The organism is Edwardsiella ictaluri ATCC 33202, assembly GCF_000264785.1.
GTDB classification, from domain to species: domain Bacteria; phylum Pseudomonadota; class Gammaproteobacteria; order Enterobacterales; family Enterobacteriaceae; genus Edwardsiella; species Edwardsiella ictaluri.
In genome coordinates, this window is record NZ_AFJI01000083.1 from 1 (window position 1) to 7,237 (window position 7,237).

Sequence of the window (7,237 nt, forward strand, 5' to 3'; positions counted from 1 at the left end):
TCTAACTCCCGCTCCAGTGCCATCAACTCACCGGCGATTCGCGAGCGGAGTTCGGGCGCGGTGGCATGTTGTAAGTCACTACGCAGGAAGGCGGCCTTACGATCCAACGCGTCATCGCTTTCTTGGGCAAACGCCCGCGCCTTACCTTCTGGACGCTGCGACAACGATTGGGCATCGGCATACATGACATCCAATTGGCGCGGGGTCACCGTTGCCGGCAGTACGCCCCGCTGGCTCCCCTCACGGACAAACGCCTGCCTGTCGGTATCCTTCCCCGCCCAGCGCTGGAGAGCAGCAGGCAAGGTTTGCCCGCCCGGATCATCCGCGGTGCCATAACCGAAACGCTGATCAAGCCGTGCCCGCAGCCCGTCATAATAAGCCTGCGTCTCTGCCCGTTTGTCCTGCTTCTCAATACCGACCAATGCATCGGCCTCCTCTTTGTCCAGCTCATAGGCATAACGCTGGTAGTCACGCATCATGCTGTTATCCCCTTGCTTAACCGACTCGGGGTTAACCAAACGATGCATAAACTCAACTTGTCGGGGCTGGTTTATGAATCCCACGGTGCGGACATAGTTATACATTCCCCCCAGCAACGCCTCTACGGGGATCACTGGCACGGTATCCCGTGGATCGGCGGAGCCATGGCGGGTCAACGGTTTTTCAACTGACGAACCATCATCGTAGGTGACCTGCAGGGTTCCGATAAATCCCTTATGATCAGCGCTGCGTCCCAAGTGTATCAGTCGGGTATCCGTAATCGTCTTACCGCTTGCGGGATCCCTCTGCCCGACACTGCGCTTCAGATCGGCATCGAATGCCTGATTCAGTATCGCCATCGCTTCGGGGCCGTTGTAATCCAGCTCACCCGCCAGCACCCGGGGAACATCCTGAATGATCGCTTTGGCTACGCCGAGCGGCTGCTCGCCAAAATAGTGTGCTGGGTGCAGCGGACTGTCCGATGACACCTTTGAAAATATCTGATTGGCCTGCTCATACTGTCCGTTATGTAGTGCATCATAGCCCGCTTTAACCAACGGCATCTCCTGCCGCAAACGCTGCTCCCGTTCATTCTGCCCCCGCTGATAAGCCTTCTCATCCCTCTCCTGATTGAATCGTTCCTGCGCTAACGCCTGCCCCATCGCCCAGCGCCTATCCTGTAGGGCATCCCGCTGTTGCTGGTACTCCCGGCTCCAACGGATCTGCTCCTGCGCCTGGTTGAACAGACGATCGGTGTTATCCTGCTGGCGCTGATTATCCTGTTCACGCAGCTTCAGTGCATCACGGCGGCTCAGCGCGCTATCTGCTGCGTTGAACCCGGCTAACAGCCCCTCCGCCAGCCCCTGGATCCCCATCGTTTCATCCTCCCGTCATACGCTCAGGAAAACAGCGCCGAGGCCAGCAGCCCCAGAGCGCCACCAATCACGGCGCCGACGGGGCCGCCGACCGACGTCCCCGCCCCCACATAGGCCCCTACGCCGGCGCCGGCTCCCGCGGAATTCAAGCGGGCAGCCTGCTGCTGCTGTTGGATTTGCTTATTGGCCATCTCGCGCTGCCTCTCGCGATCAGAACTCTGTCTTACACCCTGTACAGCCTGGCTGCGGGCCTGGCTGCCCACATCGATTAGCCCATATCCCATTATGTGCTGCCCCCCACCCTCATCTGTTCACGTACGCCCGCGGAACCTCCGGTCAGGATATTCAGCTGACGATCCTCTGCCGCATCGCGAATACTGTTTTTGGCGCCGGCATGGGCCAGCGCAGTACGCAGTCCCAGGCTATTGTCCTGTGGATCACGGGCCACCGGCGTGCCATAGCGAGCCATCTGATTTACCTGCCCGCTCAATGCCGAGCGCAGTGAGCTCTGGGTATTCCTATCTGCCCGGAAAAGCTGATCGCTTAACAGTCGATCGCCCGCGGCATAATCCATCATTTTTTTCAGCTGCGGATAAAACCGGTTTTTCCAGTCCTGGTATTGCTGCCGGGTCAAATCGGCATAAGTATCAGATGCCCATCCCATCGCGTCCTCCTTTGACATCCTCCCCGCCCTGAAGGACGGAACTTTACGGCACACCGGGTAAGCCCCCATGTCCCGGAGATCTGCGCGCTACGCATCCTTTTTCTCGGGTGTGCCATAGCTACGTGTTGCGATACCGATACCGGTTCCGACGGCGCCCCCCAGCGCCAGCCGATCGTTGATATGGGTATAGGCATCGCTGGCCGCACGGCTTTGTGCCGCTCCGGCGATATCGTTAAATCCGCCCAGCGTATCGGCCTTTTGCCCCGAACCGATCGCGGCGACGTCCTGCAGACCGGCGATATGGCTCTCCTGTTGACTGCTCTGCCCCCGATTCACGGTATCGATCTGTCCAACCACCTGATCGCTGACGCTATCCCGCAGCGCTGCCCGAAACTTGCCGCTCCCGGGATCGACCCCCGATGCGCTCAGGGCATCTGCCGTTTGCTTTCTGGCATGGCCAAATGCCTGCTGATACCCCAGATTCACCTCACCGGCCAACCGATCGTAGCGCCCCTCCGCATTCAGCTCTCCGACCTTCTGTATAAACAGATCCTCAAAGGGACGTAACTCCTGCCGGTACAGCTTCCACTGCTCCAGTGCTACCTCCGCCGCAGCCTTTTCCTGTGAGGTTTCCCTAATCTCCGTGCTGCCACCCTTTCCCATCATCGCCCCCTTAAAGCGGAATTTTAAATCGCAGAAACGCCCCCTCATCCTCCAAACGTTCAAATCCCAGCCGTCTTGCCAGCCGGATAAACCCACGCCGCCGGGTCGCGAACTCTGCCCAGTGTCCCCCGACCTGGCGGATCATCATCTTGACCAGCGGGGTGTAACGCCGCAGACCATCGGGCAAGGTGCTGGCGGCCAGCCAAACCACAACATAAGGCACCCCATCACGCAGCCTCAGCCGCAGGACTATCCGTACATGGTCAGAGCCAATACAGAGCGCCATACCCTGTCGGCACGTCCGGTTGATGTCATCAAGCAGGGATAAACCTCCGTCATCGGCGGCGGCACGGATAATCTGGTGATAGAGGGCGGGCGTCACGCTTTAAAAGCCATTAATATCAGTGCATCGGGATAATAATTCCTGTTAATGTCACTATTATTGCTGTAATTATCACCATAATACCCAATGGAAATAGCCGTATCGCGCGGCAGGGATGAAATCCATTGCCCGGCATTAATCCCATCGCCTGACTTGCTGCAGAGTGTGCGGGGAACACCGTCAATAATAATGTTGGCAAATCCCCCATCATACGAACGCCTGGTGCTCTCATTATCCCGGTGGTACACAGTCCATTGATCCGTCGCGCCCGAAACAATACAAACAGGAACAACCAATATCCGCTCAAAGGGAGCGGGCTCAATCGTGATTGTCTGGCCATTCATAATCGCCCAACACTTTACGATATCCCCCTTAATCGACTCGGCGCGGATCTCTTTAACGTCACAGGTTTCATCGATTGTGACCCGGCTCAGGGTGCCACTGGTGGCATGGACTGTGCCGCTAATCTCCGCATGACGCGCACTGAGTATGCCATCGGCCGTCAGGGAAAAGGTCGGCGGCGCCCCGAGGCTGACCAACTCTGATGCGTAGATCTGCGCGGCGCTGATATACGGGGCGCTGATCCGGATACCCGCTACCACCTCATCCGCCACGATACGCTGTGCCTGCAAAATCTGGATGGTTGCCTGCTCTATCGTCGCCTTCGCCATAACGACCCGGCCGCTGTTGCCATCCACCACAAAGGGAAGCGCATAAGTACCATCATCGTTGGGATTATTGGGGTCAAAAACAAAAAACTGCGTGGCAGCAATCGCCACCTGGCTCAAGGCGTTGCCCTGTGGGTCGCTGCCCGCAACAATTCCGATGCCTGCGCTGATGTCTCCGACGCGGTTTTTCTGGCTCCACAGCGACTGAAATGCCTGGCTTCCCTCCCGATCGAGACTACGGAGATTATCCCTCGTTTCGCTCAGCGCTTGCTGCCCCTCCTCCTGTCCGGAGACCAACTCTGCAATCAGCGGGGAGTCATTAATTTCACGCCCAATCAGTGATATCACGGCATCGACCTCAGGATGGGTCTGTGCTGCCGTCCCCTCCGGCGCATTGAACGGTCCGGGCACACCGGCCGTATTGACGAAGCGTATCCAGTAAAATCCCTGCCATCCCGGATCAACCGGGTCGCCATAGATCACCGATGCCGACGTCGCCACCAGTACAGCATCGGCCAGATTATCCTGCGTATGGCGGTAAATTTCTGTCAATGCGTGGCCGCCATACGTTGGCGCGAGCCACTCCAACAGCACGGCGCTAAATCCGCCGCTGACCTGCAGTCCCTGCGGCGCCTGTGGAAAATCAACCTTGCGGCGATCATCGGGCCAGGCCTGCCCCCCCAGACCCGGCCGCAGATGCAGCTCGCCCCCTTGTCCTCGGAGGGGGCGAGCCAGCCCCAGCGCAACCAGATCCCGGGCGGTAATGGCCTTATCCTGCCCATCACCGCGCTGCCCGGTCATCAGTTCAACGTTCTCATACAGCGCGTCCAGACTGCGTCCGGCGCGAAACGTGTGGCGTTTACTCATGGCGGCAGCGTATCCATCGATGTGCTCAGCGTCAGGCGCTCGACCTGAGCGGTACCAAAGCACTCGATCTGCCAGCGACGGCCGGACAGTACCGGCAGCTTCACGCAGGGCTCCGTCAGTGCGCCAGGCGGCAGGCTGAACGCCACCTCACCGTCAATCACAATCTGGACCCCCACCCGCAGCAACTGGGGACTGAGCACCCGCAGGCACGCAAACGACACCGCGGCGTGGGCCAGAAACACCCGGGATCGCCACCGCATCTGGTGGGGCTGTGTCCCCTGCTGCAGCTGATACAGCTGCCGCCGCCTGACCACATACAGCTGTTCGTTCTCCAGTCGATAACCGGCGCACGCAAAGTCGGTATCCACACGGCGTAGATCCATCGCCCGCGGATCGAAAATAAATCCTGCGGGGCGATCCCGCGCATCCCGATACAGAGCAAAATACTCGCCCTCCACCCGCCAGGCGCGGATAGTCTCAGGGTGAAAGCCCTGGCGCCACTGACGTGGCTCAACAATCGCTTCCGTTGCCACCAGGGCATTGCCGGCAGCATCGACGGACACCAGCCCATTGGCCGCGGCATACAGCACAAAGCCATCCATCTCTACCATGCTGTCAGTGCTGAGACACGCCTGCATAATCGGTAGTTTGCTGCTGGTCATGCTGCCCGGCGAGACGCCGCTGAACAGATAGGCGTACCCTTGTGTCACCACCACCAGCACAGTACCCAACGCGGCAATGGCCACAATATTATGCTCGGTACTCTGTCTATAGGCACCCGGCCAGGCGTAGGGTAAATAGGGCTCTGAAAACATCACCTCATTACCGGCAAAAGCAGCCGCGATGCCGTTCGCCATCAAACACAGCCCCACCATATTGTCCGGTGGCATCAGATAGTCATAGGTTTCCAGCACACCGCCCAACTCAGCAGAAGGTAAGGCATCAACATAGCTTTCCTGGCCAAGAGCCAGCTCCGTAACAAGCAGATAATCCGCAGCCCCACCGCCGGTAACGGTACGATAAATCCGGCGACGGGAAATGTTATGGTTTTGGGCAATCAAGGGGGCTAGATGCAGCGTCACTCGGCTACCGGGATAGGGAATACTCACCTCTCTGGATACCGGTCCAGGCGGCCCCTCTTCCCCATAGGCAGTGACGTAGGTTTCCACATAAAACCGCGTTTCGTCATCCAGTGGATCATTTGGCTGCTCATCCTCCGGATAATGGATTTCACCAATCGTCGGCGGGTGCTCGGGGGCCGGGATACCAAGCCGATAACTGGCCGCCGGATAGCGTCCGTGGCCCTGAGAGGCAATCTGGGCACTGGTGACCTGTGGATGCCGACCATCGGTAAAATAGACCCGGTCATACTGATCCTGCGCCACCGGGCTACGTATGGCCTGAACCCGCCCGGCCCAGGTAAACCAGACATCATCCCGGTAATGGAACAGCGTCTGAGGATCGAGAGAAAACGGGATCGCCTCGTCTTTATCCATATAAAGTGGAGTGATGACGCCGTGCCGAAAATGACAGTTTTGTGCCAGGGTGGCATTGGTTTCTGGCAAAAGGTGGCTAACGATCCGGGGCTGTTCACCGCGCATCAGGGAAATATCAATCGAGGACATCGTTATCGGAAGCACTTATAAACTGATGCAGCTCAGTATTAAAAACCTTACCGCTCAGGGTAAAATTATCGGGTACCGTCACTACGTAGTAGCACGCTACGTGCTCAGGTGGCGGATATTCGATATAGCCATCGGGATTTTCTTTTGGAATATATATTGTTTTCATAACAAACCCACTCATTATGTGTATTTAACGCCATATATTAGATGGATACGAGAATTTTCATCACTGACGACCCATAATGTCGAACGGAATGCCGAGGTTGGAATTGTCCAGATAGAGCCATCTATTGAGCGAATGCTAATATCGACTGATAGATTTCTATTAACTATTTCATTAATCACCCACATGGGCTTAATATCGATTGCAGCATACCAATTATTATCATCAGTAGAGACAATAATAATTTCATCAAAATCTGATGGGTTTTGTGACAGCGAGATATTACCATTTCCAATATTACCGCTAAAAAGCAGCGTCTTGTGCCCCACAGCTGCCTTGTTAACTCTATCGCTGACTCTTCTTACCGCAGAGGCCGTCGGCGCCCGTGTGGTACTGGTACTGCTGACGCTGTCTTCAAGCTGGACCTGTCCGGGTCGGGTGGTAGTTGCGGCACGGGTTGCCTCGTTATAGACATCCCTTAGCGCACCGCATGTCGGCACATTTGTGGTGCTGGTGCTGTTGATGTTATTTTCAATCTGGACCTGTCCGGGCTGGGTGGCAGTCGCGCGACGGGTTGCATGCTCATAGACACGCTTTAGCGCATTGGATGTAGGCGCATTTGCGAGGCTGGTGCTGTCTATGTTGTCTTGAAGCTGGACCTGTCCGGGAGTGCCGGTACTCGCGCGACGGGTTGCCTCGTCATAGACACGCTTTAGCGCAGAGCATGTCGGCGCATTTGTGGTGCTGGTGCTGTTGATGTTGTTTTCAAGCTGGACCTGTCCGGGCTGGGTGGTAGTCGCGCGACGGGTTGCAATCTGATAGGTGTACCTTACTGCATTGGCCGTCGCGA

Annotated in this window: 8 protein-coding genes; all 8 read right to left on the reverse strand. The window is 57.2% G+C overall.

Going from position 1 to position 7,237, the window contains the following annotated elements; translation table 11 throughout:
- A partial coding sequence (locus EIEH_RS12855) for a hypothetical protein (RefSeq protein ID WP_035609816.1) occupies positions 1 to 1,355 on the reverse strand: 1,355 nt, incomplete at its 3' end.
- 23 nt (positions 1,356 to 1,378) lie between these two features.
- Positions 1,379 to 1,546 carry a hypothetical protein gene (locus tag EIEH_RS19765; RefSeq protein WP_015871303.1) on the reverse strand — a complete coding sequence of 56 codons (168 nt, stop codon included), beginning with the start codon at positions 1,544 to 1,546 and terminating at the stop codon, positions 1,379 to 1,381.
- Positions 1,547 to 1,638: 92 nt separating this feature from the next.
- Positions 1,639 to 2,019, reverse strand: coding sequence for a hypothetical protein (locus EIEH_RS12865; protein WP_015871304.1), 381 nt, complete (start codon positions 2,017 to 2,019; stop codon positions 1,639 to 1,641).
- An 87-nt stretch (positions 2,020 to 2,106) separates the two neighbouring features.
- A complete protein-coding gene (locus tag EIEH_RS12870; RefSeq protein WP_015871305.1) occupies positions 2,107 to 2,682 on the reverse strand; it encodes a hypothetical protein in 576 nt (191 codons plus the stop codon).
- 10 nt (positions 2,683 to 2,692) lie between these two features.
- Complete coding sequence (locus EIEH_RS12875) at positions 2,693 to 3,064, reverse strand: hypothetical protein (RefSeq protein WP_015871306.1); 372 nt, start codon at positions 3,062 to 3,064, stop codon at positions 2,693 to 2,695.
- On the reverse strand, positions 3,061 to 4,599 hold the full coding sequence (locus tag EIEH_RS12880; protein ID WP_015871307.1) for a phage tail tip fiber protein: 1,539 nt from the start codon (positions 4,597 to 4,599) through the stop codon (positions 3,061 to 3,063). Before EIEH_RS12880 ends, EIEH_RS12875 begins: the two co-directional genes overlap by 4 nt.
- Positions 4,596 to 6,224, reverse strand: coding sequence for a hypothetical protein (locus tag EIEH_RS12885; RefSeq protein ID WP_015871308.1), 1,629 nt, complete (start codon positions 6,222 to 6,224; stop codon positions 4,596 to 4,598). The genes EIEH_RS12880 and EIEH_RS12885 overlap by 4 nt, the downstream gene beginning before the upstream one ends.
- 180 nt (positions 6,225 to 6,404) lie before the next feature.
- Positions 6,405 to 7,237, reverse strand: an 833-nt coding sequence (locus EIEH_RS17840) for a tail fiber protein (RefSeq protein WP_204365810.1), incomplete at its 5' end; no start/stop codon positions are given.

What these genes read in the sequence shown, in the direction of transcription:
- EIEH_RS19765 (WP_015871303.1), bottom strand. Translation starts at nt 1,546, where the DNA reads ATGGCCAATAAGCAAATCCAACAGCAGCAGCAGGCTGCCCGCTTGAAT.
- EIEH_RS12865 (WP_015871304.1), bottom strand. Translation starts at nt 2,019, where the DNA reads ATGGGATGGGCATCTGATACTTATGCCGATTTGACCCGGCAGCAATAC.
- EIEH_RS12870 (WP_015871305.1), bottom strand. Translation starts at nt 2,682, where the DNA reads ATGGGAAAGGGTGGCAGCACGGAGATTAGGGAAACCTCACAGGAAAAG.
- EIEH_RS12880 (WP_015871307.1), bottom strand. Translation starts at nt 4,599, where the DNA reads ATGAGTAAACGCCACACGTTTCGCGCCGGACGCAGTCTGGACGCGCTG.
- EIEH_RS12885 (WP_015871308.1), bottom strand. Translation starts at nt 6,224, where the DNA reads ATGTCCTCGATTGATATTTCCCTGATGCGCGGTGAACAGCCCCGGATC.